Source organism: Pseudomonas sp. B26(2017), from assembly GCF_002113045.1.
In the GTDB taxonomy this organism is placed as follows: Bacteria; Pseudomonadota; Gammaproteobacteria; order Pseudomonadales; family Pseudomonadaceae; genus Aquipseudomonas.
This window is the reverse complement of the sequence record NZ_NEJJ01000016.1, coordinates 45589-71983: the sequence shown is the minus strand read 5'-3', so window position 1 is coordinate 71983 and position 26395 is coordinate 45589. Positions and strand designations below refer to the sequence as shown.

Sequence of the window (26395 nt, the reverse complement as noted above, 5' to 3'; positions counted from 1 at the left end):
TTTCAGAGGTCTTTCATCAACCGTAACGCGTCGTAAATGGCCGCATGGGTGTTGCGGGCGGCCACGGCGTCGCCAATCCTGAACAGCTGAAAACGTCCCTGCGGGTGAGTGACGATGTCCTGAGCCTTGCCGGCAATCAGGTTGTGTTGTTCCACCGCGCCGCCGTTGCTCGAATGCGCGCGCAGGTCGAAATACAGATCATCCAGCGGAATCGTGCCGTGATTGACCACTACCTGATCCACCACCCGCTGCTTGTGCACCGTACCGTAATCACTGCCGAGCGTTGCCACCAGGCGCCCGTCGCGGCGCTCGACCGAATCGACGCGATAAGTGACGGTAAAGGTGACATCCAGATCCTGCAGGCTGCGCATGTAAGGCACCAGATTCATCGCCATGACTTCCGGAGCAAAACTGCGATCGGGGGTGACGATTTCGACACTCGCACCGCTGGCGGCGATGACTTCGGCAGCCTGTAGCGCAGCGTGGTCGCCGGCATCGTCATAGATCAAGACATGCCGGCCCGGTTTGATGTCACCGGCGATGATGTCCCAGGTTGAAACCACCAGGTCGTTGCCGGCACTGAGCACGTCCGTGTGGGGCAGACCGCCGGTGGCGACAATCACCAGATCCGGTTCATGCTGCAGTACCGTGTCGGCTTCGGCCCAGGTGTTGAAGTGAAACTTCACGCCCAGACGTTCGCACTGCGCCATGCGCCAGTCGATGATGCTGATCATCTCCCGCCGCCGTTCGCTGAGGGCGGACAGACGGATCTGCCCGCCGGGGCGATCCGCCGCTTCCAGCACCGTAACGTCATGACCGCGTTCACCCGCGACCCGCGCGGCTTCAAGTCCCGCAGGGCCGGTGCCGATCACCAGCACTTTGCGTTTGCGTGCGGCCTTGGGAATTTCGTGGGGCATGGTGGTTTCGCGGCCGGTCGCCGGGTTGTGGATGCAGTAAGCGGCGCCGCCCTGGTAGATGCGGTCCAGGCAATAGTTGGCGCCGACGCAGGGACGGATATCGTCCTCACGTTTTTCGATGATCTTGCGCACGATATGCGGATCGGTCATGTGCGCCCGGGTCATGCCGACCATATCGACCTTGCCTGAGGCGATGGCATGGCGAGCGGTGGCGACGTCAGGGATTTTCGCCGCATGGAAGGTCGGGAAACCGGTGGCCGCGCGGATTTCACCGGCAAAATCCAGGTGCGGCGAATTGCGCATGCCCTGGATCGGAATGACATCGGTCAGGCCCGCATCGGTGTCGATGTGGCCGCGTACGACATTGAGAAAATCCACCAGCCCGCTGTCTTTCAGCAGGTGAGAAATCTGCAAACCTTCGCTGGCATCGAAGCCACCGGGCAAGCCTTCATCGCCGGTGTAGCGCACGCCCAGCAGGAAGTCCTCGCCGACCCGCTGACGAATCCCGCGCAGAATATCGAAGGTGAAGCGCATGCGGTTTTCCAGCGAGCCGCCGTACGGCCCGTCGAGTTCGTTGGTCAAGGGTGACCAGAACTGGTCCATCAGATGCCCGTAGGCTTGCAACTCCAGACCGTCCATGCCGGCAGCATGCATCCGCTCGGCGGCGTCCACATAGTCCTTGATGATGCGTTGGATATCCCAGTCTTCCATTTTCTTCGGGAAGGAACGGTGCGCCGCTTCGCGATGGTGCGACGGCGAAACCACTGGCAACCAGTCGGCCTTGTCCCAGCGGGTGCGGCGGCCCAGATGCGTCAACTGGATCATCACCGCCGCGCCATGCTCGTGGCATTCGTCGGTCAGATCTTTGAGCCACTTCACCACCTCATCCTGGTAGGCGAGCACGTTATTGAACACCGGCGGGCTGTCCCTGGAAACGGCGGCGGAACCGGCCGTCATGGTCAGCGCGACACCAGCCTTGGCACGTTCGACGTGGTAGGCGCGATACAAATCCTTGGGCATGCCGTCTACCGGGTAGGCCGGTTCGTGAGCGGTGGTAATGATCCGGTTTCTGAGCGTCAGGTTCTTGATTTTGTAAGGCTGCAACAGGGGATCGCTGGACATGGTAATGCGCTCCGGGGTGGGCTTGATCAGGCTCGGCGACTTGAAATTAGGTCAACTGTACAGGCGTGTCAATCATGGTTGACACATGTGTACATTTTGCTTGCGCGGTGCTTCGGCCAGGCATAGGATTGCGCCAGACGCCTCAACCGCAAGGCCGTCCAGATTGAGACATACCTGCCGATCCCACCTCACAGGAAGACGCTTGATGAACGCTCATTCGCCTTATCGAAATACGCTTTTCGCCCTGACCCTGGCCACGCTCGCTGCACAGGCCCAGGCCGCCGAACCTGCACCCGTGCGCATTGGCTGGGTCAACTGGTCGGACACCGAAATCACCGTCAAACTCGCCAGCGCCGCGCTTCAGGATCACCTCAAACAACCGGTGAAACTGGTGATGGCCGATATCGGCATTCAGTTTCAGGCCTTGGCCAGCGGCAATATCGACCTGATCCCGATGGTCTGGTTGCCGAGTACCCACAAGGCGTTCTACGACAAATACAAAGATCGCCTCGAAGACCTCGGCGTGCTGTATGAAGGGCGGATCGGCATGGCCGTCCCGACCTCGGTGCCGATCAGTGAAGTGGCCAGTGTCGAGGATCTGAACAAGCCGCAAGTAAAGGAAAAACTCGAAGGCAAGATCCTCACCTCGGAGGTGGGCAACGGCCAGTACAAGCTCACGGTCAAGGCGATCGAGGAGTACAAGCTTGATGGCTACAAACTGGTGGCCTCTTCGGAAAGCGGCATGCTCAATGAGCTGGATCGAAACCTGAAGCGGGACAAATGGTCACTGGTCAATGCCTGGAGCCCGCACTGGATGTTCTCCAAATGGTCGCTGCGCTATCTGGATGATCCGAAGCAGATTTTCGGTGGCGCCGAGCAGATTCACGCGATGGCGCGCAAGGGGTTCAGCCAGGAATATCCGCAGGTGGCGTACTTTTTCGCTCACTACTCGATCCCGCAGGCAGATCTGGAAACCCTGATGATGCAGGCACGCCAGACCTCATCGGACCAGGCGGTCGCGGCCTATTACGCGGCCAACAAATCGCGGTTCGAAGCAATGTTCGAGCCGGGCACGCAAACCGCCAGTACTCGACAACCCTGATCACGGCGCCGGGGCTCAGCCCACGCCGGGCCCCGGCTGGCGAGGCGTTGATTCGATGTTATCCTTCGCAAAATGTGTGACAAACAGCGAGGGCGACCGGCCTATGAACACGAATCGTGACCAGTTTCCCTTGCCCGAAGACCTCAGGGTTTTTCTTACCGTCATCCGCAAGAACGGTTTTGCCAGCGCCGCCGATGAGTTGGGCTTCTCACCGGCCTATGTCAGCAAACGCATCTCGGTGCTGGAAACCACGCTGGCGAGCAAACTGCTGCACCGCACCACCCGGCGCATCGCGCTGACCGACGACGGCGAGCGGGTGCGGATTTGGGCCGAGAAACTGCTGGGAGATTTCGATCAGTTCCTCGGCGAGATTTCCCAGGCCCGGCATCAACCGGCGGGGTCGCTGCACATTTGCAGCAGCTTCGGTTTCGGCCGTAATCATGTGGCGCCCGCGATCAGCCAGTTGTCTCGAACGTGCCCGAAACTCGATATCCGGCTGGACGTATTCGACCGCGTGGTCGATCTGGTGGGCGAGGGGTTCGATCTGGAAATCCTCGTCGGGGACGACGTGCCGGGTCAGCACATCGCACGCAAACTGGTCAGTAACCGGCGCGTGCTGTGCGCCACGCCCGAATACCTTGAACGCCGGGGCACGCCGCAATCCCTTGAAGACCTGAAAGACCACGATTGTCTGGTACTCAAGGAACGCAACAACGCGTTCGGTATCTGGGCCCTGAGCAAGGACGGGCAAGAGGAGACGGTGCGCGTCAATGGCCCGCTGTCCTCCAACAGCGGCGAAATCGTGCTGGAGTGGGCCTTGAGCGGCGGCGGGATTCTGTTGCGCTCGATGTGGGACGTCAAACCGATGCTCGAGCAAGGGCGGCTGGTGCAGGTGCTGGAGGAGTACACCCAAAGCGCCAACGTCTGGGCGGTCTATCCGGTGCGGCTCAGTGAGTCGGCGAAATTGCGGGTGTGCGTGGAATTTCTGGAAGAGTACTTCCGCTATTTGTCTGTGGAATGAAAACGGGCGACTCAAGTGAGTCGCCCGTTTTTTGTGTTCAGCGCAGCCAGGGATTGTCCGCCAGATGCCGCGCTTCAAAGGCGCGGATCTGCTCGGTGCGTTGCAGCGTGGTGCCGATGGCGTCCAGTCCCAGCAGCAGTGATTGCTTGCGCAACTGATCGATCTCGAACGTGACCTCTGTGCCGTCTGCCAGCCGGATCGTCTGTCGGGGCAAGTCCACGCTGATCTGTGCGGTCGCCGGGTCGCTGATGACATCGGCAAGTCGCTTGAATCGAGCCTCGTCGAGCTGAATCGCCAACACGCCATTACGCTGGCAGTTGTCGTAGAAAATTCCGGCGAACGTGGTGCCGATCAAGGCCCGGATGCCGACTTGCTTCAAGCCCCACACCGCATGTTCGCGGCTGGAACCGCAGCCGAAGTTGGGGCCGGTCACCAGAAACGCCGCGTCTTGCCAGGCCGGTTGGTTGAGCACGAATTCAGGGTTGGGTTCGCCGGAAGCGAGAAAGCGCAGATCGAAGAACAACCCGCGATCCAGCCCCCGACGATCGATGCCCTTGAGAAACTGCTTGGGCATGATCACGTCGGTGTCGATGTTGGACGCAAGAAACGGCGCGGCGCTGCCGCTGACAGTGTCGAAAGGTTGCATGGTTCAAGCCTCCAGCGCGACGCTGCGCACGTCAGTCAAATGTCCGGTGATGGCCGCCGCTGCGACCATTGCCGGGCTCATCAGGTGGGTGCGCGCACCGGCGCCCTGACGGCCTTCGAAGTTGCGATTGGTGCTCGACGCACAGCGATCACCCGGCGCGAGCACGTCATCGTTCATCGCCAGGCACATCGAGCAGCCTGATTGCCGCCATTCGAAACCGGCGTCGAGAAAGATCTGCGCCAGGCCTTCGTCCTCGGCCTGATTGCGCACCAGCGTCGAGCCGGGAACGATCATCGCCCGCACGTGGGTCGCCACACGCTTGCCGCGCACCACGCGGGCAACGTCACGCAAGTCTTCGATCCGCGCATTGGTGCAGGAGCCGATGAAGGCATGGCTGATCGTCACTTCGTTCAGCGGCATGCCGGGTTTCAGTCCCATGTAGTCGAGGGCGCGCTGCAGGCCCTGACGCAGGATCGGATCGGGCTGCGAGGCCGGGTCCGGCACGTGTCCGCTGACCGGTGAGGCCTGATCGGGGCTGGTGCCCCAGGTCACCATCGGCTCCAGCGCGGCGACGTCGAGGCTGACTTCACGATCAAACACCGCGCCATGATCGCTGTGCAGGGTTTTCCAGCGCTCGACGGCCTGTTCCCAGATCTTGCCCTTGGGCGCACGCGGCTTCAGTTGCAGATACGCGAACACCTTGTCGTCGGGCGCCATGAATGCACCTCGGGCGCCGGCTTCGACGGCCATGTTGCAGATGGTCATGCGCGCCTCGACGCTGAGGGCGCTGATGGTCGGGCCGGTGAATTCGATGGCGTAACCGGTGGCGCCGGACGCGCCGATCTTTTCGATCAGCGCCATGATGATGTCCTTGGACGTGACGCCTTCGGCCAGCTCACCGTTGACCATCACCCGCAGGGTTTTCAGGCGTTTGTAAACCAGAGTCTGTGTCGCCAGCAGGTGCTCGATTTCCGAAGTACCGATACCAAAACCGAACGCGCCCAGTGCGCCGTAAGTGGTGGTGTGGCTGTCACCGGCCGCGACCACCATGCCCGGCAAAATGAAGCCTTGTTCCGGCGCCACCACGTGTTCGATGCCCTGGCGTTTGTCCAGTACATCGAACAGTTCGATGCCGAAGTCGCGGCAGTTTTCTTCGAAGTACGACACCTGCCGCGCGCCCCCGGCGTCAGGCATGGACGCGATGCGTTTCGGTGCGGTGGGATTCACATGATCGACCACCGCCAGTGTCGCAGCAGGTCGCCAGACATCGCGCCCGGACTCGCGCAATCCACTGAAGGCTTGCGGGCTGGTGTATTCGTTGGCGACCTGGCGGTCGATGTAAAGCAGCACGTGGCCCTGATCGTCGAGGGTGCAGACGGTGTGACTGTCGATGTGCTTCTGATACAGGGTTCTGGGGCTGGGCATGGCGTTGGCTCTTTTCTGTCAGTGCAAAAACAACGTACGGACAGAGTCATTGATCGCCGAAACGGCATCAAGAGCGCTTTGGTGAAGCCATAGACCACGAAATGTGAGCAATCAAAAGCGATGGGGCGCTACTCGGTAGCCTCGAACGCCTCGTGATATTTCACCACGCCCACCGGCAACTCCCCGCCAAACGCCAACGCCTGAAAGTACTCCGCCGGAATCCCCGGCAACTCCAGACCCGCATGGGCCTTGAAGCCAAAACGCCTGTAGTAGCCCGGGTCGCCGAGCACCACACAACCAACGCCGCCAATTCGCTGCAACTCCGCCAGCGAGGCTTTCATCAGCGCCGAGCCGATGCCTTGCTGCTGGCGGGTCGGGCACACGGAGATTGGGCCCAGGCCATACCAGCCTTGAGTGCCGGAGGAAATCGTCACCGGTGAAATGGCCACATGGCCGACCACCGTGTCGTTCTCCACTGCCACCAGCGAAACGCTGAGCTGGCCGGCGTGGCGCAAGGCGTTGACGATGAATTGTTCAGTGTGGCTGGAGTGTTCTTCGTGCTGGAACGCGGCCTCGGTGATTCGGGCGATGGCGTCGATGTCTTCGGGGTGTTCGTTGCGGATTGTGATGTTTGTGTTCATGCGTTCTCGGGTATCGCGGTCGATCAGGGTCCGAAGGGTTTCGAACAGCGGATCGGCATTGGTGTATTGCTTGCCGTAGGCCAGGTTGAAGCCATAGTCGAAGTCTGGCGGATTCTTCCCTTGAGTGTGTTGTAAAAGTGTTTCCAGCTTGTCCAGTGCCTTCACGGCTTTGGCTTCGGGAGAACGGGCGTTTTCGTAGTCGTCCCAGAGTGCGAGGATTTCGCTTCTCAACGCGTCGTCCAGGGAGCGGGTGAGCAGCAGCAAGTCGTTGCGCTCCTGTTCGCCCTTGTCGGGAAAACCGGCTTGATCGACCGCCGGAATGTCACCGTTGATGGCTTCGCCGAGGTCGTGGATGACGCACATTTTCAGGACTTTCAGCACATCGAGCCCGGCCAGGTCGTCGGCGAACACGATCGCCATCAGGCACAGGCGCCAGCTGTGTTCGGCGGTGCTTTCGCTGCGCCCGGAGGAAGTGTGCGCGCTTCTGAGGACGTCCTTGAGCCGTTCTGCTTCGCGCAGGAAGTCGAGGCGTCCCTTGATTTTTTCGAGGTTCATACGGTGGCCGGGATAAAGAGAGCAGGGCTCAAAGCCTAGGCCCGGCCTCGTTTATCGTCCACGCATAAAATATGCGGCGGATGGCCTACAGCGTTTCCACCAGCCGTGCGGCGGTGCCGTCGGAGAGGGCGATCCGCGTCCAGCGGCAGAGGCCCGGCTGGATCGGCACGAGGGCGGAGTCATTGCTGCCCGTCAGAAATTCCAGAGCCGGCGGCGCCTGGACTTCTCGCCAACCGGCGTCATCCAGCAAGGATTCCTTGTGCCGGATTTCCACTGTCGCAAAACGCCACAGCGACTGCCCCAGCAGATCGCTCAGCGGGCTGGCGAACTGTGCGGCGCGAGCCGGCGAACAGGCCAGCAGGCGATGGGTCAGGTCGCAGACGAGGTGAACCGGGCGCGCGCTGTCCGTGACCAGTCGCGCGAGGGCCTGATCGGCGGCGCTGTCGAGTCGCGCCGCGAGCAGCCTTTCGAGCTGAAGATGGGCGTCCGGGTCCATCGCCTGCACGCCGCTTTCCCAGCGGGAAATGGTCGACTGAGTGACCTTGAACAACTCGGCGGCATGGCCCTGCTTGACGCGGTGCAGCACGCGCCAGCGGCGTAGGGCAATGCCGGGCAGACTGGGCTTCAACAAGATGTCGGGCATGGCGATGGATCGCAGAAGGAATGCGGGCCGACAGTCTGAAGACTGTCGGCCCGTGCTGCAAATCGATGCGATGCCAGGTCATTCCGGCAGTTTGGCAATCACCTTGATCTCGAATTGAAACCCGTATAGCCACGTCACGCCGACCGCTGTGATGGTCGGATGCGGCGCTTCACCCCAGAACTCCGGCACCACTTCCCAGATGGTTTCAAACGTGGATTGCGGGTCGACCATGAACACCGTCACGTCCACCACGTCGTCGAAACTGCCGCCAGCCGCGCCCAGAATGGCATTGAGGTTGGTGAAGGCCAGTCGCACCTGTTGCTTGAGATCAGGTTCCGGCGAACCGTCCTCAAGGCTGCCGACCTGGCCGGAAACGAACAGAAATCCGTTGGAACGAACCGCCGGCGAATAGCGATTGCGTTCGTACAGGGCATGGCGTCCAGGTGGGAAAACCACGTCGCGTTTTGGTTGGGCACGGGTCATGAGGTGTCTCCTTCAATGGGTTGAAAACCTGCGATGGAGAAACTTTAGGGGCTTGCGCTGACACGATAAACGCGCAACCTTGGCGTTCACTGTTTGCAAATCCCAAACAATCGAACCGCTATCAGAGGTGGGGTATGGACCGTTTTGATGCGATGCAAGCCTTCGCCCGTGTCGTGGAGGCGGGCAGTTTCACCAAGGCCGCCGAAACCCTGCACATGAGCAAGACCACCGTGACTCAGCTCGTCCAGCAACTGGAGGCGCGGCTGCGGGTCAAGTTGCTCAACCGCACTACGCGCAAGGTCAACGTTACCGCTGACGGTGCTATTTACTACGAGCGGGTTGTCAGATTGCTGGCGGACCTGGACGATGCTGAAACCGGTCTTAACCAGGCTTCTGTGGCGCCCCGCGGGCGGTTGCGGGTGGATGTGCCGAGCCCGCTGGCGCGCCTGATCCTGATACCGGCGTTGCCGGACTTTCACCGGCGTTATCCGGACATTCAGATCGACATGGGTGTCAGTGATCGCATCGTCGACATCATCGATGAAAACGTGGACTGCGTGGTGCGCGGCGGCGAGTTGCTGGATCAGTCGCTGATGGCCCGTCGGGTTGCCGATCTGCAACTGGGGGTATTTGCGGCGCCGAGCTATCTGGCGCGCGCCGGCACTCCTGTGCATCCGGCGGAGCTGGAAGACACGCAGCATCGGGTGGTGGGATTTCTCTGGGCGCGCACCGGCAAACCGGTGCCTTACGCCTTGCGCAACGCCAACGAGTCTCTCCTGATCAAGGGCCGGCATGTGCTGGCGGTCGATGATGGCAACGCCTATCTGGCGGCCGGCCTTGCCGGTCTGGGTGTGCTTTGGCTGCCTCGCTACATGTCGGCTGAATATGAGGCACGGGGTGAGCTGGTGGCGCTGTTCGAAGATTGGGATCTTGAGCCGATGCCGCTGTACGTCGCGTATCCGCCGAACCGGCATATCAGCCAAAAGCTGCGGGTATTTATCGATTGGATCGTGGAGTTGATGGCCGAGCATGCCAATGGCCCGGAACTTGCTCGCTGCGCTCCCGGACTGTCAAATAAATAGCGAATAACGGCAATCACAACAGTCGACAGTCTGGATGCACCGCTATTCACACATGGAGCGTCACCCGCAATGAACATGTACATCGATATTGTCGGCGCGTGCAATTTGAGCTGCCCTTCGTGTCCGATGGGGAACTCGGAAAACGTCAACTTCAAAAAAGCCATGCAAGTTGACATGTTCAGGAAGATTGTCGAGAAGGCTCGAGGCGAAGGAGTCGAGTCGATCTTTCTGTATAACTGGACCGAGCCGTTGATCCATCCGCGAATCGGTGAGTTTGTCGAAATCATCAACGCGGCCGGTTTGCGCAGCGGTATCAGTTCCAATTTGAATCTGGCAAAAAACATGGAGACGGCGATGCTCGCCAATCCATGGTTTTTCCGCATCTCGCTGTCCGGGTTTTATCAGCAGACGTACGAACAAGGGCATGTGGGCGGTGACATCGAAGTCGTCAAGGCCAATATGATCAAACTGCATGAACTCAAGCAGCAACATGGCTTGAACACGCGGATCGAGGTCTATTACCACCGCTACCTGGACAACATGGAAGAAGAAGGGCTGATGCGCGAATTCAGCCAGCGTCTGGGCTTCGAGTTCTCGACAGGTTATTCCGTGATGATGCCGCTGGAGAAAACGCTGGCGCTGATCGAGCGTGACCCGTCGGTAACCGACACCGATCGCGAAACCTTGCAGCGGCTCGCGCTGCCGCCCTACGACGATCTGGTCAATCTGGTCCGCCATTACCCGCAGCAGGCCTGCACGCTCAAGGATGACTGGCTGGTGCTCGACTGCAATGGCAACACCATCCTGTGTTGTTCCATTTTCAATCAGACCGAATATCAGGTCGGCAAATATCTCGACATGCCGCTGGCGCAATTGACCGAACGCAAGTCCACTCAGTCGAACTGCATCGACATGTGCAATCGCTGCGCGAACAACGGATTGCACATCTACTCGGCGCACTCCAATCGGGGACCGCTGGAGAGTCACGCCGTCAACCGGATCATCGACTTCCAGCGGCACACGATCATGGGCGTGCCGGTCGACAGCCACAAACTTGGTCGCAATGGCGAAGTCAGTGCCGAGAACTTCGACGAAGCGCAATACCTGCATATGAACCAGGACGTCAAAAACGCGATTTCCACCGGGGCATTCACCAGCGGTTATCAGCACTACGTTCTGTTCGGTCGGCTGGAAGGCCGGCTCGGCGCAGGTCATTTCACGACGGTCTGAGCCTGCAGGTCGGGTTCTGCCAGTCGAGTTGACAGCCATTGACTGAAACTTCGCGCCATCGGGTCATTCTCGCTGTCGCGATGGGTCAGCATCGCCCAGTTCGGGCCGCGAATGGTGTCGTCCACCAAGGGCTGCAACAGCCCGTCGGCCCGGGCCTTACGGCTGAGTAACTGACTGACCAGCGCAATCCCCAGACCTGAGCAAGCCGCATCCAGCAACAGGCCCGGATCAGAGAAATTCAAACCCTGATCCTGCTGGCCGACATCGATTCCCGATTCCACCGCCCAATGGCTCCAGTCCATTTCCCGCTCGCCGTGCAGCGTTGTCCGCTGCGCGCCCGGTACGCCCAGCAGGCTCGGATGACACGCCGGATAGAGCCGATCAGCGTGCAGCACCTTGAAGCTGCATTCAGCCTGGGAACTGATGTCGTCGCGCACGGCGATGTCGATGGTTTGTGTCGCCATGTCCGGCACTTCGTCGGTGCTGAAGATCCATAGATCGACCTGCGGGTGCTGTTGTCGAAAATCCGCCAGACGCGGCAGCAACCAGTGCCGGGCAAACGCCGGCGTGGTGTTGAGCACCAGTTGATTGGGCTTCTGGTATTGCCCCAGCCGCCGAATGCCCACCGACAGCTGCTGCAGCATGGCCTGAGTCGTGCTGAGCAGGTCGTGGCCGGCGTCGGTCAGGGCGACGCTGCGCCCGCGGCGGAAAAACAGTGGCTGTTCCAGATACGCCTCAAGGCTGCGGATCTGCTGGCTGATGGCCGACTGCGTGAGGCTCAGTTCCTCGGCGGCCTTGTGAAAGCTGCCCAATCTTGCAGCGGCTTCGAAGCCGCGCAACGAGCTGAGGGGTGGCCAGTGTTTCAGCATGATCGATAAGTTCCTCTAATCATTTTTCCGCTAAATCCATCGTTTGTTTGCCCTTCAGGCCGCCATTAGCATGCACGTCAACGCCGCCAAGGCTGTTTTCATTGAACACAATGGCTTAACTCAAAGGGCTTTTTACCATGCAGCAGACCAAAAACAACAATAGCGGTTGGATGATGCCGGCGGAGTGGGTGACGCACGCCGCGACCTGGATGGTCTGGCCCCACAACAAGGCCCTGTGGGAGTCGGGCTGGCGCGTGACACTGCCATTGGTGCAGGAAGATTTCGCCCGCGTTGCCAATGCTATCGCCCGGTTCGAACCGGTAAAAATGGTCGTCGATCCGTCGGCCATCGCCAGCGCCAGAGCCTTGTGCGGGCCGAGCATCGAACTGATCCCGCTGGCGGTCAACGACAGCTGGTGTCGCGACTCCGGCCCGAGCTTCGTCGTTCATCCTGAGCAAGGTCTGGCCGGTGTGAGCTGGCGCTTCAACGCCTGGGGCGGCAAGTCGGCCCACGAGTTGGACGAAAGTCTGGCCCGTCGCGTGCTCAATCACCTGGGCGGCGAGTGCTTCGGCACGGCGCTGAGCAACGAGGGCGGCGCGATTCACGTGGACGGCGAGGGCACCTTGATCACCACCGAATCGGTGCTGCTCAATCCCAACCGCAACCCCGGCGTGAGCAAGGCCGAGATGGAGGAAATCTTCAGCCGCCTGCTTGGTGTGAAGAAAACCATCTGGCTGCCGGGCGATCCGGATTACGTTACCGGCGACATGACCGATGGCCACGTCGATGGCGTCTGCGCCTTCGCCCGTCCCGGTGTGTTGCTGGTGGACGCGACTCACGATCGCAGCTCGGTGTACGCCGAAGTCGTGCGGGAAAACCGCCGTGCACTGGAACTGGCGACCGACGCTCAGGGCCGCCAATTCGAGTTGATCGAGCTGTACGAAGCCACCGATGCGGTGGACACCGAAGCCGAAGTGTTCTGCGCCTCGTACACCAACTTCTACATTGCCAACGGCGCGATCATCATGCCGGCGTACGGCATCGAGGCCGACCATGTCGCGGCAGAAACCCTGGCCAAGGCGTTCCCGGGCCGTGAAGTGGTGCCGGTGCGGATCAATCATCTGGCCCATGGTGGTGGCGGTGTGCATTGCATCACCCAACAGCAGCCTGCCTGGCCGGTGGAGGGTTGATCGATGACGATGCTCAAAGTCGCCACCACCCAGATGCCGTGCACCTGGGACCTGAACAGCAACCTCGACCGCGCCGAGCAACTGGTGCGTGAAGCGGCGGCGCAGGGCGCGCAAGTGATCCTGTTGCAGGAGCTGTTCGCCACGCCGTATTTCTGCATCGAGCAGAGCCACCACCATATGGCGCTGGCCGAGGAGTACCGCGACAGTCAGGTGCTGTCGCGTTTCGCCGCGCTAGCCCGTGAACTGGGCGTGGTGCTGCCGCTGAGCTGGTACGAGAAGGCCGGCAATGCCTACTTCAATTCCCTGAGCGTGGCCGATGCCGACGGGCGCCTGTTGGGCGTGTACCGCAAGACCCACATCCCCAACGCCATCGGCTATCAGGAGAAGGAATATTTCAGCCCCGGCGACACCGGTTTCAAAGTCTGGGACACCGCGTTCGGCCGTCTGGGCGTGGGCATCTGCTGGGACCAGTGGTTCCCCGAAACCGCCCGCTGCCTGGCATTGATGGGCGCAGAAGTGTTGCTGTTCCCGACCGCCATTGGCTCGGAACCGGGCTGTGCGGATCTGGATTCGCGCGACCACTGGCAGATGACCATGCGCGGCCACGCGGCTGCCAATCTGCTGCCGGTGATCGCCTCCAACCGGGTTGGCCGCGAAGTGGCCGGCACCGATGCGACGCTGCAAATGAATTTCTACGGCTCATCGTTCATCTGCAACCACAAGGGAAAAGTGCTCGCCGAAGCCGACCGCGCCAGCACCGGCGTGCTGGTGCAAAGCCTGGATCTGTCGGCCATGCGCGAAGATCGCCTGAGCTGGGGCATCTACCGCGACCGTCGTCCGGAAATGTATGGCGCTTTGCTCAGCCAGGACGGCCGTCACCTTAACGCCCGCTGGAATCCCCAAGGAGTCTGATATGCCTACTTCACACAAGTGGTTGCTGGGCGCACTGGGCCTCGCGCTGGCCGGTTTGATGCCGGCCGTGCACGCCGAAGACAAGACATTGCGCCTGTACAACTGGGCGGATTATTTCGCCGAAGACACGCTGACAAAGTTCACCGCCGAAACCGGGATCAAGGTGATCTACGACGTGATGGACGGCAGCGAAACCCTGGAAGCCAAGATGCTCTCCGGCGGCAGCGGCTACGACCTGATCTTCCCCGGTGACACCGTGGCTGAACGCCTGATGCGCGCCGGCAGCCTGTTGCCGCTGGATCCTTCGAAAGTCGCGGCGATCAACGACATCGAACCGGGCCTGCAAAAACTGCGCAGCCGTTACGAGCATTCGAACAAGGCTACGGTGCCCTACACCTGGGGCACCATCGGCCTGACCTACAACGCCGAGCAGATCAAGCAGCGCATGGCCGATGCGCCGGTCAACAGCCTCGACATGCTGTTCAAACCGGAGTTGGCGGCCAAGTTCGCCGATTGCGGAATCTCGATGATCGACTCGCCGGACGAAGTGCTGGCCGTGGTGCTCAATTATCTGGGGCGCGATCCGCGCAGCGCCAAGCCTGCGGATCTGGCAGCGGCCAGTGACTTGCTGATGAAGCTAAGGCCGTACATTCGCAAGTTCCAGTCGCAACCGGTGACCGATCTGGTCAACGGCAACCTGTGCCTGTCCCTCGGCTACAGCGGCGACATGACCCAGGCCCAGCGCACCTCGGACAGCGCCGGCAAGCAGACCCGCTTCCAGTACCGCGTTCCCCGCGAGGGCACCACGGTGTGGATGGACACCATGGCCATTCCGGTCGATGCCAGACATCCGGAATACGCTTACGCGTTCATCAACTTCGTGATGCGTCCGGAGAACATGGCTGCGATCAGCAATTTCACCGGTTACCCGACCTCCAACGCCAAGGCCCGGCCAAGCGTGGATGAGGCGATGCGCAACAACCCGGACATCTACCTTGACGAAGCGACCTATGCTCGTCTGATACCGGGCAAGGATATCCCCCAGGCTGACATGCGCGCCCGCATGCGCACCTGGACCAAGTTCAAGACCGCCACTGCCAAGTGATTTTTCCGGGCCGTTTCGGTGGCCCCCTTACACATCAGGAACGTACACATGCCGACTCGTCGCGAGTTCATCAAACAGGTTTCAGTCGCCGCCGGCGTAGGCGCTGCCGTCATGGGCCTCGGCCTGTCCCCGGCGCGCGTGCTGGCGGCCAGCGAAGGTCGCTGGTTCATGCCCGACGAGGGCGACAAGCACGAACGCGCCTACATGGCCTTCGGCGCGCAGGACGCAATCTGGGAAGACTTCACCGAAGACGTCCAGGAAGCGCTGGGCCGGATCGCCCGTGCCATCGCTCGCTACGAACCGCTGACCATCTACTGCCGCAGCAGCGAACGCAGCCTGGCGGAAGAGATTTGCGGCACGTCCAACATCACCTACCAGATCGCCAACCTCGACGACATCTGGATGCGCGACATCAGCGCCAATTTTGTCATCGACGACAAGAACGGCCTGGGCGCAGTGGACTTCAACTTCAGCGGCTGGGGCAACAAGCAGCAGCACTCGAAGGACGCGAAGATCGCCAAACGTGTAGCGCAAGACGCGCAAGCAACCTACATCCGCAGCGAACTGGTGGGCGAGGGCGGCGGCATTGAAGTCGACGGCCACGGCACCGCGATCATGACCGAAAGCTGCTGGGTCAACGAAAACCGCAACCCCGGCTGGAGCAAGGCTGATGTCGAGGCGGAACTGAAAGCGCGCCTCGGTTTGCGCAAGATCATCTGGCTGCCGGGCATCAAGGGCAAGGACATCACCGATGCCCACGTCGATTTCTACGCGCGCTTCGTCACGCCCGGCGTGGTGATCGCCAACCTCGACACCGACCCGCGTTCCTACGACAACAAGGTCACGCTGGCGCACCTGGAAATCCTGAAAAAGGCCACCGACGCTGACGGTCGCCCGTTGCAGATCCACACCGTATCGCCACCGCTGAAACCGCGCAGCACCAAATTCAACAAGGACAACGACGACTTCGCGGCCGGTTACATCAACTACTTCGTGATCAACGGCGCGGTGATCGCCCCGGAGTTTGGCGACAAGGACGCCGACAAGAAAGCCTTCGACCTGCTGAAAAAACTCTACCCGAACCGCGACGTGGTGCAGATCAACATCGACGCGATCGCGGCCGGCGGTGGCGGGATTCACTGCGTGACCAGTCACCAGCCGGCGTGAGGCCGTTCCTCAGCGAAACCGTTGGGGAAGCGCTTCAGCAAAGGGATAGAAGTCAAACCAGGGTCTGGCTTCGTCGATCACCTGGCTGAAAGACGGGCGCTGTACCAGTCGCTCGAAATAGGCGCCGAGGCGAGGGCGGTCGGCGCCAAACGGCACCAGCGTACTGGCGTAGAACAGCGCCGGGCTGGCCGAGCAATCGGCCATGCTGTAGTCCGGGCTGGCGATCCATTGATGGGTCGCCAACTGGTTTTCCAGCATGTCGTAGGCGGTGTTCAGCAAGGTGCGCTGGCTGCTCAGGTCGGCGTTTCTGCTGTGGATGCGGTCGGCGACGATCTGCGACATCGGCGTCATCACGTAGTTGTCGAAGAAACGGTCCCAGAGTCGAACCTGCAGCGCGGTGTCCCAATCGTCGGGGATCAAGCGGCCTGCTCCGGCGTGATAGCGGTCCACGTATTCGATGATCACGCTCGACTCCGGCACGTTGCGCTGGCGGGCGCGGTCCTGCAGCACCGGGAACTTGACCAATGGCCACAGCGCCCGCAACTCGGCCCGCTCGGCTTCGCTGGACAGGTCGATCAGGCGTTTTTCGAAGGCGATGCCGTGTTCGTACAGGGCAATCAGGGCTTTGTGGCAGTAGGACGACAACGGATGGTAGTAGAGGGTCAAGTCCATGGTTCAACGCCTCGCGGAGATAGTGAAAAACACTACACAGGTATAGCCCGCCTGCGCACTGCCACACATTTGATTTCCACCAGCAGCCCCGGATGGGCCAGTTCGCTGACGCCGATGCAGGTCCAGGCGCAGAAGCCTTTGGGGAATACGCGGTTCTTCACGTCACGAAACACCGGCATATGTTGGCTCATGTCGACGTGATAGGTGGTCATCTCCACCACATCGTTGAAGGTGCAACCGCCGGCCTTCAACACCTCGTCGAGGTTTTCCCAGGCGCGAACGAATTGCTGCTCGGGGTCTTCGATGACTTTCAGATCTGCCGTGCGGCCTACCTGACCGGCGCAGTAAAGCGTATCGCCGACCAGCACCGCCGGAGCGTAACCGGCGCGTTCGACGATGGGCTTCATGGATTCGGGGATGATGATTTTGCGATCGGGCATCGTGTTTTCCTTCAGTGACAGGTCTCAGCGACCATGGGCGGCCGCTGCCAACTGCTCGGTATCGACCCGAACAAACACCGAATCACCCACCGCCGTCAGCACATCCCCGGCGTAGACCTCGCAGATCACCCGGGTTTTACGTCCGACTTCACCGTCGACTCGGGCTTTCAGCGTCAGCGGTACGCCCATTGGCGTCGGCTTGATGAATTTGATGCCAAGGTTGCCGGTGACGCAGTTGATGCGTGGCAGGCTTTCGGCTTCACGGCCTTCGGCGCGGTAGTGGTAAGCCATCGCGGTCCAGTTGGAATGGCAGTCCACCAGCATCGCGATCAAACCGCCGTAGACCAGCTCCGGCCAGCCGCAGTATTTGGCCTCGGGCACATGCTCGGCCATGACGTGCACGCCATCCTCGTGCCAGAAACTCTTGATGTGCAAGCCGTGCGGATTGCTGCTGCCGCAGCCGAAACAGACGCCGTCGGGGGCGGCGGTGTCTTGCAGGGAGGTGTCGATGGAGGACATGCCGGGATCATCCTTAAACTGGTTAGCCGAACCCGGGGGATTCTAAACCTGAATCAAGAACAAGGCGTTGTCTCAAATGACGCCTTCTGCTGTTGGCGTCGATCCTCGCACGATGCTAATTGCGCTGCGCCAGGTTGCGTTGAAATTCTTCGAAGCTGCAAGGCAGGCTCGTGGCTTTGCGTTTTTTCGACTTGTCGTGCTCGTCTGGCAATTGATCGCTCAACTCCCAGACCTCAAGCATTTTCGCGTACTCGAAGGCGTGGCGCGGACTGCTCTGAATCCAGTGCTGGAACGCCTGGCGTTCGTCAGGTGTGCAGGTTTCGTCTTGCAGACGCAGGCACCAGTGCGCTGCCTGATTGAGGATTTCATCGTCGGCGTCTTGAGGGCTTTGGAGGTTCATTGACTGCTTCCAGGATGGCCGGAGAGGGCACTTTACCCTGCCTCTTGCAAAAAAAACGTCAAAGTTCGACAGGGATTTAGCCTGCCTGACGGACAAAATGCGCGTCCGCCGGACAGATCGCGCCGGCATTTACGCTTTTCGAGGTTTTGCCATATTCAGTCACATCTCGTTGTAGATAGTGGGCAGCCCAACCGGTTTCCAATGAGGCTGCATCGTGTTTCCACGTCTTCTGTGTTCGCTGTCCGTGTTGAGTCTGTCCATTGCCGCCGCCCACGCGGCCACCCTTGATACCCCGCGCCTGCAGGGCATCGACAACTTCCGCGATGTCGCCGGTATCACCACGGCCTACTCCACGACCCATGACGGCACGATGCGCGCCGGTGTGTTCTACCGCTCCAACGCGCTGACGCCGACGGCCTCGGATCTGACAGCCCTCAACGGTCTGGGGATCAAGGCCGTTTTTGACTTGCGCACACCCAGCGAAATCGCGGCCACGCCGGACACCATGATCAGCGGCGCGACTTACCAGAACATCGACATCATCGGCGCCACCACCTCGGGCGCGAACATCACCACCGTCTCGTTCAAGAGCGCAGCCGATGCGATCGCGATGATGCAGGAGACCAACCGCGCCTTTGTCAGCGACGCCGGCATGCGCGGTCAGTTGGGCGTGCTGTTCAACGAACTGGCCGGCGTCGACGGTGCCGCGCTGTTCCATTGCACCGCCGGCAAGGACCGCACCGGCTGGACGGCCGCCGTGTTGCAAAGCATCGCCGGGGTGGACAACACGACGATCATGAGCAACTACCTGGCGACCAACGACTACACCGCCGCCCGCGTGGCCAAGACCCTGGCAATGATGCCGCCGAGCATGGCCGCGATCTACGCGCCGCTGCTGGGCGTGGAAGCCAGTTATCTGCAAGCGGGCCTGGATCAGGTGGCCGCGCAATACGGCAGCATGGACAACTACCTCAAGCAGGGCCTGGGTCTGTCCCAGGAAACCATTTACGTGCTGCGCGGCAAAATGGTCGAGTACAACAGCCTGCCCGGTCAGGCAGGGCTGATCGGCAACGCCGCTGCCGGCGCGCAACTGTTGCAGGAGTTGCAGAACAGCAAACTGTCGGGCACCTACAGCGCCTACAACTACTACCTGCAATCGGCCATCGACGCCGGCACCCTCGGCGGTGTCGAGTCCACGGTCGGCGGTCAGGTACACGCCGATGCGGCGAGTTACCTGTTGCGTCAGAACGCGATGATCAAGCAGGCCGTCGCGCCATTCGCCAGCGGCACCGACCTCAAGGTCGGCCAATACCGTTTGTGGAGCACCGCGCTCGCCGGTTATCTGGGCACCGACGGTTCGGCCCATGCGCAAAGCAGCAACGAACACAGTCAGGGCCTGATGGTTGGCGTTACTCAGCGCTTCTCCGAACAGCTCAGCGCGCGCGGCGGGATCGGTTACAGCAAAGGTTCGGTGGGTGGCGCAGGTGGCGAGGCCGATACCGATTTCACTTTCCTCGACATCGGTGCGCGTTATGGCTTCACCAGCCTTGAACGTGGCCTGTTTGCCGATGCCAACCTCAGCGCCGGTTACGTCGATTACGACAGCAAACGCGACCTCGGCGGCGGTCTCGGCTCGGCGAAGGGCGACACTCACGGTAATCTCAGCGGCGCGACGCTGGCACTGGGTTATCGCCTGCCGATGAACGGTGTGGTTCTGGAGCCGAGCCTCGGCGTGCGGGTCAGCCGTCTGGACCTGTCGGGCTTCCAGGAAAAGGGCAGCGAACTGGCCCTCGACGTCGACAGCCTCCAGCAAACCCGCCGCAGCGCCGTGGCCAATCTCGACGTCTCGTTCGCCCCGATGCCCATGGGCGCGTGGCAACTGGTGCCGGGCATGCGGGTCGGTTACGAGCGTGTGCTGGGCGATCATCAGGTCGACAGCGAAGGCCATTTGTTGGGGCTGGATATCGAACAGCGCGCGGCGTTCGACAACCGCGATCAGTTCAGTGGCGGCGTCAACCTGATGGCCAACCTCGGAGCCCTGAGCCTGGGTGCCGAAGTCGGCGCCAGCGGTGGAGGCGACAGCCACGGTTTCAGCAGCGCTCTCAAGGCCAGCTATCAGTTCTGATCAACCACAGGTGAAGAAAAGGACTGCCTCAGCGCAGTCCTTTTCGCATTTCTGCGGGGCTCACACCGTAGGCATCCTGAAAGTACTGGCAGAACCGGCCGACGTTGCTGAATCCGTATTGCAGGGCCACGTCGGTTACGGATGACGATTGGTCTTGCTTCAACATTTCGCAGGCACGCTCCAGCCTGACCTGGCGTTGGTAAGCGACAATCGAGGTGCCGACAAAGCGCCGGAAACCTTCCTGCAAGGCCCGCAGGCTGACGTTGACCAGCCCCGCCAGATCCGTCCCGCTGACCAGTTGTTCGGGATGCGACTGAATGTACTCGATGGCCTGTTTAACATGCCGAGGGGCAATCTGCGCCTCGGGGCGGCGCAAGGCTTCGCTGAAATTGTGCGGCCAGGCTTCCAGCACGGCGTCCACCAGCATCTCCCGCAGGCGCGATGGCATCAGCGAACCGGCGTTCAACAACAGGTCGAATTCGGTGCCGGTGGCCAGGTCGATCAATGCGCGAATGCCCTGAAACGCCGGGCTGTTCAGATCCACCCTCGGCTCGAAATGCAGCTTGTGCACGATCGGCCGTCCTAGCAGCGACGACAGGCGTCCGGTGAGCGCGGCGCGGCTGATCGACATGCCGTGCTGGGCATGATTGTCGACGAAGCGCATCGAGCGCAGATCCGCCTTGTCGATGGCCAGCCCGATGTGCGGCAGGCCCAGGGATTCGGCGGAGTCGTTGAAGATGATCCGGCCGGCGGTGGGAATCACGAAGGTGATTTCGTCGTAGGGCTCGGGGAGCGCCACCGTGAAATCGCCCCGGTAATGCATGCGTCGGAAACTGACCCCGTCGTGCCGCCCGTACACGCCACCGATGATGATGTCCTTGGGCGGTGGCGGTGTGTCGCCGTAACGATTGCCGAACATACGGGAGAACAACGTGCCGAAGTCGTCGCAGGACATATCGGCGGATCTGAGGATGATGGTCTGGCGCGTCGGGCTTGAGGACACCGGGAAGGTCACCTTGGCAGTCGGAGCAAAGAGGCGCGAGGACGTTAGCAACCAACAATGACGCCGATGTGACAACGCTCGATGCTGTGCGTGGCGCTATGCACAGCATCGAGCGGAGTCGGGTCAGGTGTGATGAATCTCCCGATCCTTGGTCTCCGGCAAGAAGAAGATGCCGAGAATCGCCGTCATCACCGCGATGACAATCGGGTACCACAAGCCGTAGTAGATATCCCCGGTGGCCGCGACCATCGCGAACGCCACGGTCGGCAGGAACCCGCCAAACCAGCCGTTGCCGATGTGGTAGGGCAGCGACATCGAGGTGTAGCGGATGCGCGCCGGGAACAGCTCGACCAGCCAGGCCGCAATCGGGCCGTAGACCATGGTCACGTAGATCACGAGGATGGTCAGCAGGAGCAAGACCATCGGGTAATTGGTCTTGGCCGGATCAGCCTTTTCCGGATACCCGGCGTCTTTCAGCGCGGTGCCGAGGCTGGCGGTGAAGGCATCGTTGCGGGTCTTGAAGTCGGCGGCCGGCAGGGCTGTGCCTTCGAAACTTTCGATGACTTTATCGCCGATGCGCACCTGAGCCACGGTGCCCGGTTCCGCCACTACGTTTTCGTAAGGGATCGCCCGTTTGGCCAGGATGGTCTTGGCCAGATCGCAGGAACTGGTGAATTTGGCCTTGCCCACCGGATCGAACTGGAACGAGCACTGGTCAGGGTTGGCGATCACTTTGACCGGGTTCTTCTCCTGGGCGACGAACACGTCGGGGTTACCGTACTGGGTCAGCGCGTGGAAGATCGGGAAGTAGGTCACCGCCGCCAGAATGCACCCGGCCATGATGATGCCCTTGCGCCCGATGCGGTCGGACAGGCTGCCGAAAATCACGAAGAACGGCGTGCCGATCAACAGCGAGCCGGCAATCAGCAGGTTGGCGGTCTGCGGGTCGATCTTCAGGGTTTGCAGCAGGAAAAACAGCGCGTAGAACTGCCCGGTGTACCAGACGACCGCTTGGCCGGCGGTACCGCCGAGCAGGGCCATGATCACGATTTTCAGGTTGTCCCAACGGGCGAAAGATTCGGTCAGCGGCGCCTTGGAGTGTTTACCTTCTTCCTTCATTTTCTTGAACACCGGTGATTCGTTCAGCTGCAAACGGATGTACACCGACACTGCCAGCAGCAGGATCGACAGCAGGAACGGAATCCGCCAGCCCCAGGCCTCGAATGCCTCGGTGCCCAGCGCGGTGCGGCAGGCCAGAATCACCAGCAGCGAGAGAAACAGCCCCAGCGTCGCGGTGGTCTGAATCCACGACGTGAAATACCCGCGTTTGCCCTTCGGTGCATGCTCGGCCACATAAGTCGCCGCACCGCCGTATTCACCGCCCAGCGCCAGACCTTGCAGCAGCCGCAGGGTAATCAGAATGATCGGCGCCGCGACCCCGATGGTCGCGTAACCCGGCAGGAAACCCACAATCGCCGTCGACACGCCCATGATCACAATCGTGATCAGAAACGTGTGCTTGCGCCCGATCATGTCCCCCAACCGCCCGAACACCACCGCACCAAACGGCCGCACTGCAAAACCGGCGGCGAAGGCGAGCAGGGCGAAGATGAACGCCGTGGTCTCGTTGACCCCGGCGAAGAAGTGCTTGGCGATGATCGCGGCGAGCGAGCCGTAGAGATAGAAGTCGTACCACTCGAATACCGTGCCTAAGGATGAAGCGAAGATGACCTTGCGTTCCTCTCGGCTGACGCTGTGGTGCGGGGCACTGCCGGTGGACATGCTGTCGAGTACGGCCATGGGGGTTCTCCGTCGTGCTTGTTTTTGTAGGCCGGAGCACTTCATCAACGTCGCGTACCCGAGGCCTTTGGTTGGTGCTGGAGCAGGTGTTTCGTGGAGCGTGCACAGACTCTCGACCTCGCAGGAGGGCGGGGTTTCTTTGAGCATAATTGGGATTGGGGGGATATCCAGTGGGGGCGGTGAGTGTGGGTGGAGACGGTCATCGACTGGGTTGATTCGGGGGCGGTCAAAGTATTCAGGTGAAAGAAGAAACTGTGATGAGCCAAATATCAAATGAATATAAAAAACTGGTATTTCTATCAGGTGTAGTTGTGGCAGTTTGAGTTGATACTTTGGCTGTATGGGGGCGAATAATAAATTTGTCCCATTTTTTACTTCTTCACTCCAATGGACTGTGCGAAATGATGACCATCGAAACAACTCCTAGCACTTAACCAGCGTGCGGACGCAAATCCGAGGTACTGGATCCCCGTTATTCTTGATCGACCGGAAACCACAACGTTATGGGCTTACGGGTTTCGAAAATATGATCCGATAGAGAAAGTTGTTTATTTAGTGAATTTCGAAAATTCCGAACAGGGTGTGGAAGTCTCGATACCACTGAGCCGCATTACAGGAGCGCCGTCTATAAAACCAGTGAAATACAATGAGGCTGGTCAACTACTTCCCCAACCCCGCAGTTCGGACGATGACGTAGCAGCCTTGGTCGTGGACAACGGCTCCGGCATGTGTAAAGCCGGTTTCGCAGGTGACGACGCACCTCGCGCGGTATTTCCAAGTATTGTTGGCCGCCCTAGATAGGAAACTTTTCCTCAGTGTCTAGTCCCGAAATAGCAAATAAAATCAAATGGGACGAGTTTATATAATCGTCCCCTTTTGAAAATCAAAGGGGACAGATTTATTTAATTGTCCCCTTTTGGTGTTAAGCAGTTTTTTCTGGCCTTCCGCGCTCTCTGTGCTGAATGCGTCTTCCGGTGATTTTCTCGATTTCGTCGACGAATTTCATATTGCCAGTCAGTTGGCCTCGTTGGAGTGCGCCCCTTATAAGTTGCAATTCATTGGTGGGCGTCGTCATCTCAACAAAAGATTTATAGCGTTCACGCCGTTTGGCATCCGTAGGCCCTAGCTCCAGAAAGCAGGGATCTTTGTCCAGCCATGTGGATTCAGAAAAATCGCACAGGCGCAGCGCAAAACTCGACCAACGATAATCTTCTGCTCGCGCCACCATGCGGGCTCGCACTGGGTTTAGTTCGATGTAGCGGCCGCAAGCCAATAGATAAGTGTCGGATTGAACGACGCTGGATTTGTAGCGACTTTCCCACAGCGTCCCGGTTCTCCCCTCAACCTTGTTGCGATACCGCGTCATCCGCCCGGCGAGAGCTTTCATCAGCTGTCCAAGGCTGGACGTTGATTCCCCTGGGGCGAGCAGCAAGTGCACATGATTGGTCATCAGGCAGTAGGCATAAACTTTTATACCCAAGGCTTCCTTGAGCTCACGCAGGTCAGAAAGATAGCGTTCGTAATCGGCCGGTTCGGCGAACACAACCTGCCTGTTGTGGCCGCGCTGCACGATGTGGTGTGGGTAGTGGGGTAGCACGATGCGTCCCGTTCTGGGCATGAGTCTTCCTACGTCCTTGTTTTGACGGATGAAGTTTAGAAGGTGGCGAGGCTGAGGCAGGTTGGATGTGTCAGAGAATGTATCTGCCGAAGCTAAGCGAATGAATTAAATAAGCCAGAATTCGCGGCCTCTTATAATCGCTCAGGGTTTTGGTTGTTCTGAATCAGTATTAAAAACTGTTATTTCTATCAGGTGTGTTTGTGGGTTTTCGTGTTGATACTTTGATTGTGGGTGCGCAGAAAATAAATCTGTCCCCTTTAATGCATTAATGGATGACTTGATGGAGCAAGATAATGGGACAACAACAAGGAATCACCAGTCCAGGCACTCTGGATCCAGCTTTCAATAAAACCGGCATTCTTGAATTTCCTATTCCTGAAATTTCTGGTATCGAACCGAGCGCTGTATTGGCTCTGCCTCAAGGGAAACTGCTCACTGTCATCCCGTTGAGTGGAATCAATGCTGGCTACGCGGTGGCGCGTCTGAACGCGGACGGATCGCTGGATAAGGAGTTTGGTGCAAATAAACACGGTTTTGTGCTTGTGCCGCTCGATACCGTTCAGGATCTGAGCGTTTTCGGTATCAGCCCGGCGGTCAATGGCGGATGCCTGATTGTTGGTCAAGCTATCACAGACACCTCAGGCGGCCTGTTGATCATGCGCCATCTCCCGGATGGTCGATTGGACACGTCCTTGAATGAAACCGGCATTCTCTACATTCCCTACGAGGATTTCGGCAGCTCCGGGTACAAAGGAGTAATGGCGAAGGGGACTCCTCGCGATAATAAAGAGGCAGATGATGCCGAGCAGTCTTCTTTTGCCAGTTCAACTTCAGCGAGCGTACAGGCTGATGGCAAGATCCTGCTGCTCGGCAATGCCATAGATGAATTCGGAATACCGAAAGGCATCGTTCTGCGGCGTCACCCGGACGGCTCTCCCGATGAGACGTTCAACGGCACAGGCGCTGCGCTCATTGAACTTGAAGGCTTTGCATTCGAGTATAGTTCTAGCGATGGCATCGAATTACAGGCGGACGGGCGGATACTGGTTTGTGGGAGTTTCTATTCCAATGACGGTCAAACTGCCTATGTGACCCGTCTCACTGCCACTGGCAGGGTCGATCCCGACTTTAATGGGGGGCTTGCTGTCACCGTTTTCAGTCCGTCTTTGATTAGGTTGAGGGCTATGACGGTCCGGGAAAGTGATGGCAGAGTTATTGCGGTAGGCTCAGCAAAAATGGCGAGAGGTGAGCCTTGGAAAGGCCTGATAGTCGCTCTGAACTCTACGGGGTCCTACAACCTCCCATTTAATAACGGAAAGCCGCTATTTGCCGATTTTGTATCGGCGGGGCTCAGTTGGGAGCATTGCGTGACACAGGCCAATGGATCAATCGTCGTCTCCGGCTTTACCGGCAACGGTTTTGTCACAAAAGAGTTAAGTATCCTAACCGCGCGTTATCTTTCTGACGGTTCTCCGGATACTACGTTCAACGGTACAGGTTTTGCCGTGTTTGATGACGATTTGTTCATAGAATCTATCAGCGGCATGTCGATGAAAGGAACAGATCGTATTTTTGTGTGCGGTGCATTGTGGACGGACGCCGAATCTTGGCCATACATCAGTGGTGGTGTGCTGTTGTGTTACCGCGCCTGACGCCTTGAAGTGAATCCCGCCGTCGTTTTGCCTGAAGGCTGAATCAAAAGGGGACA

General features: G+C 59.7%; 25 protein-coding genes and 1 pseudogene. 11 read left to right on the top strand and 15 right to left on the bottom strand.

The features are described 5' to 3' along the window. Positions 1–2: 2 nt before the first annotated feature. Entirely contained in the window at positions 3–2039 is a 2037-nt protein-coding gene (locus CAF79_RS22300; protein WP_085700331.1) for an NADH:flavin oxidoreductase, read from the bottom strand. Positions 2040–2244: 205 nt separating this feature from the next. Here CAF79_RS22300 and CAF79_RS22295 point away from each other — a divergent pair, with 205 nt between their 5' ends. Together CAF79_RS22295 and CAF79_RS22290 are read left to right on the top strand one after the other, a co-directional pair. Next, positions 2245–3141 (top strand): glycine betaine ABC transporter substrate-binding protein, encoded by an 897-nt coding sequence (locus CAF79_RS22295; RefSeq protein WP_085700330.1) that lies wholly within the window; start codon positions 2245–2247, stop codon positions 3139–3141. Between the two features lie 103 nt (positions 3142–3244). Continuing rightward, on the top strand, positions 3245–4162 hold the full coding sequence (locus CAF79_RS22290) for a LysR substrate-binding domain-containing protein (RefSeq protein ID WP_085700329.1): 918 nt from the start codon (positions 3245–3247) through the stop codon (positions 4160–4162). Between the two features lie 37 nt (positions 4163–4199). On the opposite strand, the gene leuD is transcribed toward CAF79_RS22290, so the two are convergent. The 6 genes and pseudogenes from leuD to CAF79_RS22265 all read right to left on the bottom strand — a co-directional run bounded on the left by leuD (position 4200) and on the right by CAF79_RS22265 (position 8555). Beyond that, the gene (leuD, locus tag CAF79_RS22285; RefSeq protein WP_085700328.1) at positions 4200–4808 is read right to left on the bottom strand and encodes a 3-isopropylmalate dehydratase small subunit; all 609 of its coding nucleotides are present in this window, start codon (positions 4806–4808) and stop codon (positions 4200–4202) included. A gap of 3 nt (positions 4809–4811) precedes the next feature. Further along, complete coding sequence (gene leuC, locus CAF79_RS22280; RefSeq protein ID WP_085700327.1) at positions 4812–6233, bottom strand: 3-isopropylmalate dehydratase large subunit; 1422 nt, start codon at positions 6231–6233, stop codon at positions 4812–4814. Between the two features lie 128 nt (positions 6234–6361). Beyond that, positions 6362–6874 carry a GNAT family N-acetyltransferase gene (locus CAF79_RS29535; protein ID WP_256579473.1) on the bottom strand — a complete coding sequence of 171 codons (513 nt, stop codon included), beginning with the start codon at positions 6872–6874 and terminating at the stop codon, positions 6362–6364. Continuing rightward, positions 6872–7429 (bottom strand): annotated as a pseudogene (locus CAF79_RS29530) (HD domain-containing protein); the annotation flags it as partial. The gene CAF79_RS29535 and the pseudogene CAF79_RS29530, both read right to left, overlap by 3 nt. Before the next feature lie 85 nt (positions 7430–7514). After that, on the bottom strand, positions 7515–8072 hold the full coding sequence (locus tag CAF79_RS22270) for a helix-turn-helix transcriptional regulator (protein WP_085700325.1): 558 nt from the start codon (positions 8070–8072) through the stop codon (positions 7515–7517). A gap of 78 nt (positions 8073–8150) precedes the next feature. Then, on the bottom strand, positions 8151–8555 hold the full coding sequence (locus CAF79_RS22265) for a RidA family protein (RefSeq protein WP_085700324.1): 405 nt from the start codon (positions 8553–8555) through the stop codon (positions 8151–8153). Positions 8556–8689: 134 nt separating this feature from the next. Between CAF79_RS22265 and CAF79_RS22260 the strand changes: the two genes are divergently transcribed. Together CAF79_RS22260 and CAF79_RS22255 are read left to right on the top strand one after the other, a co-directional pair. Next, positions 8690–9637, top strand: coding sequence for a LysR family transcriptional regulator (locus CAF79_RS22260; protein ID WP_085700323.1), 948 nt, complete (start codon positions 8690–8692; stop codon positions 9635–9637). Between the two features lie 174 nt (positions 9638–9811). Then, positions 9812–10867, top strand: coding sequence for a radical SAM protein (locus tag CAF79_RS22255; RefSeq protein ID WP_256579470.1), 1056 nt, complete (start codon positions 9812–9814; stop codon positions 10865–10867). Here the strand turns inward: CAF79_RS22255 and CAF79_RS22250 are convergent. Then, positions 10849–11736 carry a LysR substrate-binding domain-containing protein gene (locus CAF79_RS22250; RefSeq protein WP_085700321.1) on the bottom strand — a complete coding sequence of 296 codons (888 nt, stop codon included), beginning with the start codon at positions 11734–11736 and terminating at the stop codon, positions 10849–10851. The two genes, CAF79_RS22255 and CAF79_RS22250, sit on opposite strands and share 19 nt — an antisense overlap. A gap of 137 nt (positions 11737–11873) precedes the next feature. Between CAF79_RS22250 and CAF79_RS22245 the strand changes: the two genes are divergently transcribed. The 4 genes from CAF79_RS22245 to CAF79_RS22230 are packed head-to-tail and all read left to right on the top strand — an operon-like array spanning position 11874 to position 16110. Further along, positions 11874–12926, top strand: a complete 1053-nt coding sequence (locus CAF79_RS22245) for an agmatine/peptidylarginine deiminase (protein ID WP_085700320.1) — start codon at positions 11874–11876, stop codon at positions 12924–12926. A gap of 3 nt (positions 12927–12929) precedes the next feature. Further along, on the top strand, positions 12930–13838 hold the full coding sequence (gene aguB, locus CAF79_RS22240; RefSeq protein ID WP_085700319.1) for an N-carbamoylputrescine amidase: 909 nt from the start codon (positions 12930–12932) through the stop codon (positions 13836–13838). Between the two features lies 1 nt (position 13839). Then, complete coding sequence (locus tag CAF79_RS22235; RefSeq protein ID WP_085700318.1) at positions 13840–14943, top strand: extracellular solute-binding protein; 1104 nt, start codon at positions 13840–13842, stop codon at positions 14941–14943. 48 nt (positions 14944–14991) lie between these two features. Continuing rightward, positions 14992–16110, top strand: coding sequence for an agmatine/peptidylarginine deiminase (locus tag CAF79_RS22230; protein WP_085700317.1), 1119 nt, complete (start codon positions 14992–14994; stop codon positions 16108–16110). Positions 16111–16119: 9 nt separating this feature from the next. On the opposite strand, the gene CAF79_RS22225 is transcribed toward CAF79_RS22230, so the two are convergent. The 4 genes from CAF79_RS22225 to CAF79_RS22210 form a co-directional block, all read right to left on the bottom strand. Then, entirely contained in the window at positions 16120–16782 is a 663-nt protein-coding gene (locus tag CAF79_RS22225; protein WP_085700316.1) for a glutathione S-transferase family protein, read from the bottom strand. 32 nt (positions 16783–16814) lie between these two features. Beyond that, positions 16815–17222: a RidA family protein gene (locus CAF79_RS22220; RefSeq protein ID WP_085700315.1), complete on the bottom strand. Its 408-nt coding sequence runs from the start codon at positions 17220–17222 to the stop codon at positions 16815–16817. A gap of 24 nt (positions 17223–17246) precedes the next feature. Beyond that, a complete protein-coding gene (locus CAF79_RS22215) occupies positions 17247–17741 on the bottom strand; it encodes a PaaI family thioesterase (RefSeq protein ID WP_085700314.1) in 495 nt (164 codons plus the stop codon). A gap of 115 nt (positions 17742–17856) precedes the next feature. Then, the gene (locus tag CAF79_RS22210; RefSeq protein WP_085700313.1) at positions 17857–18141 is read right to left on the bottom strand and encodes a DUF4880 domain-containing protein; all 285 of its coding nucleotides are present in this window, start codon (positions 18139–18141) and stop codon (positions 17857–17859) included. Positions 18142–18355: 214 nt separating this feature from the next. Here CAF79_RS22210 and CAF79_RS22205 point away from each other — a divergent pair, with 214 nt between their 5' ends. Then, positions 18356–20266 (top strand): tyrosine-protein phosphatase, encoded by a 1911-nt coding sequence (locus tag CAF79_RS22205; RefSeq protein ID WP_085700312.1) that lies wholly within the window; start codon positions 18356–18358, stop codon positions 20264–20266. Positions 20267–20294: 28 nt separating this feature from the next. Here the strand turns inward: CAF79_RS22205 and CAF79_RS22200 are convergent, their stop codons facing one another. Both CAF79_RS22200 and CAF79_RS22195 read right to left on the bottom strand, forming a co-directional pair. Then, a complete protein-coding gene (locus CAF79_RS22200) occupies positions 20295–21221 on the bottom strand; it encodes an AraC family transcriptional regulator (RefSeq protein ID WP_085700311.1) in 927 nt (308 codons plus the stop codon). Positions 21222–21392: 171 nt separating this feature from the next. Next, positions 21393–23069, bottom strand: coding sequence for an MFS transporter (locus tag CAF79_RS22195; RefSeq protein WP_085700310.1), 1677 nt, complete (start codon positions 23067–23069; stop codon positions 21393–21395). 555 nt (positions 23070–23624) lie between these two features. Here CAF79_RS22195 and CAF79_RS29605 point away from each other — a divergent pair. Beyond that, positions 23625–23870 carry a hypothetical protein gene (locus CAF79_RS29605; protein WP_218191884.1) on the top strand — a complete coding sequence of 82 codons (246 nt, stop codon included), beginning with the start codon at positions 23625–23627 and terminating at the stop codon, positions 23868–23870. 121 nt (positions 23871–23991) lie between these two features. On the opposite strand, the gene CAF79_RS22185 is transcribed toward CAF79_RS29605, so the two are convergent. Next, complete coding sequence (locus tag CAF79_RS22185) at positions 23992–24687, bottom strand: transposase (protein WP_085700309.1); 696 nt, start codon at positions 24685–24687, stop codon at positions 23992–23994. A 293-nt stretch (positions 24688–24980) separates the two neighbouring features. On the opposite strand from CAF79_RS22185, the gene CAF79_RS22180 reads away from it, so the two are divergent. Continuing rightward, a complete protein-coding gene (locus CAF79_RS22180) occupies positions 24981–26339 on the top strand; it encodes a hypothetical protein (protein WP_085700308.1) in 1359 nt (452 codons plus the stop codon). Positions 26340–26395 lie beyond the last annotated feature (56 nt).

Coding starts and splice junctions, on each gene's coding strand:
- CAF79_RS22300 (WP_085700331.1), bottom strand. CDS start 2,039: ATGTCCAGCGATCCCCTGTTGCAGCCTTACAAAATCAAGAACCTGACG.
- CAF79_RS22295 (WP_085700330.1), top strand. CDS start 2,245: ATGAACGCTCATTCGCCTTATCGAAATACGCTTTTCGCCCTGACCCTG.
- CAF79_RS22290 (WP_085700329.1), top strand. CDS start 3,245: ATGAACACGAATCGTGACCAGTTTCCCTTGCCCGAAGACCTCAGGGTT.
- leuD (WP_085700328.1), bottom strand. CDS start 4,808: ATGCAACCTTTCGACACTGTCAGCGGCAGCGCCGCGCCGTTTCTTGCG.
- leuC (WP_085700327.1), bottom strand. CDS start 6,233: ATGCCCAGCCCCAGAACCCTGTATCAGAAGCACATCGACAGTCACACC.
- CAF79_RS29535 (WP_256579473.1), bottom strand. CDS start 6,874: ATGAACACAAACATCACAATCCGCAACGAACACCCCGAAGACATCGAC.
- CAF79_RS22270 (WP_085700325.1), bottom strand. CDS start 8,072: ATGCCCGACATCTTGTTGAAGCCCAGTCTGCCCGGCATTGCCCTACGC.
- CAF79_RS22265 (WP_085700324.1), bottom strand. CDS start 8,555: ATGACCCGTGCCCAACCAAAACGCGACGTGGTTTTCCCACCTGGACGC.
- CAF79_RS22260 (WP_085700323.1), top strand. CDS start 8,690: ATGGACCGTTTTGATGCGATGCAAGCCTTCGCCCGTGTCGTGGAGGCG.
- CAF79_RS22255 (WP_256579470.1), top strand. CDS start 9,812: ATGTTCAGGAAGATTGTCGAGAAGGCTCGAGGCGAAGGAGTCGAGTCG.
- CAF79_RS22250 (WP_085700321.1), bottom strand. CDS start 11,736: ATGCTGAAACACTGGCCACCCCTCAGCTCGTTGCGCGGCTTCGAAGCC.
- CAF79_RS22245 (WP_085700320.1), top strand. CDS start 11,874: ATGCAGCAGACCAAAAACAACAATAGCGGTTGGATGATGCCGGCGGAG.
- aguB (WP_085700319.1), top strand. CDS start 12,930: ATGACGATGCTCAAAGTCGCCACCACCCAGATGCCGTGCACCTGGGAC.
- CAF79_RS22235 (WP_085700318.1), top strand. CDS start 13,840: ATGCCTACTTCACACAAGTGGTTGCTGGGCGCACTGGGCCTCGCGCTG.
- CAF79_RS22230 (WP_085700317.1), top strand. CDS start 14,992: ATGCCGACTCGTCGCGAGTTCATCAAACAGGTTTCAGTCGCCGCCGGC.
- CAF79_RS22225 (WP_085700316.1), bottom strand. CDS start 16,782: ATGGACTTGACCCTCTACTACCATCCGTTGTCGTCCTACTGCCACAAA.
- CAF79_RS22220 (WP_085700315.1), bottom strand. CDS start 17,222: ATGCCCGATCGCAAAATCATCATCCCCGAATCCATGAAGCCCATCGTC.
- CAF79_RS22215 (WP_085700314.1), bottom strand. CDS start 17,741: ATGTCCTCCATCGACACCTCCCTGCAAGACACCGCCGCCCCCGACGGC.
- CAF79_RS22210 (WP_085700313.1), bottom strand. CDS start 18,141: ATGAACCTCCAAAGCCCTCAAGACGCCGACGATGAAATCCTCAATCAG.
- CAF79_RS22200 (WP_085700311.1), bottom strand. CDS start 21,221: ATGTCCTGCGACGACTTCGGCACGTTGTTCTCCCGTATGTTCGGCAAT.
- CAF79_RS22195 (WP_085700310.1), bottom strand. CDS start 23,069: ATGGCCGTACTCGACAGCATGTCCACCGGCAGTGCCCCGCACCACAGC.
- CAF79_RS22185 (WP_085700309.1), bottom strand. CDS start 24,687: ATGCCCAGAACGGGACGCATCGTGCTACCCCACTACCCACACCACATC.
- CAF79_RS22180 (WP_085700308.1), top strand. CDS start 24,981: ATGGGACAACAACAAGGAATCACCAGTCCAGGCACTCTGGATCCAGCT.